This window comes from Salifodinibacter halophilus (assembly GCA_012999515.1).
GTDB classification, from domain to species: Bacteria; Pseudomonadota; Gammaproteobacteria; order Nevskiales; family Salinisphaeraceae; genus Salifodinibacter; species Salifodinibacter halophilus.
The window spans coordinates 1-230 of sequence record JABEEB010000842.1 but is presented as its reverse complement, the minus strand read 5'-3'; the positions used below and the strand labels follow the sequence as shown (position 1 = coordinate 230).

Here is a 230-nt window from a genome sequence, read left to right as displayed (position 1 = left end):
CCAGCCGGAACACCATCTCCACCAGTGAGCGGATCGACCACACCACCAGCGACAGGATCCAGCCGACCCAGGCCACGCGCAGGTCGAAGCGCGACAGCGCGCGCAGGAAGTCGTCGAAGGCATCGCGCTTGGCGATGATGTGCGCGGCGATTTGCTGGGCCACGTAGACCCAGCGGCCGACCGCCATGGTGCGCTGGGCGAAGTGGCCGAACTCGTGCGCCAGCACCGCC

The 230-nt window shown here is 68.7% G+C and carries 1 protein-coding gene; it reads right to left on the bottom strand.

Annotated elements, in window-relative coordinates; genetic code table 11:
• On the bottom strand, positions 1 to 230 hold a 230-nt coding region (locus HKX41_13935; protein NNC25233.1), incomplete at both ends, for a hypothetical protein.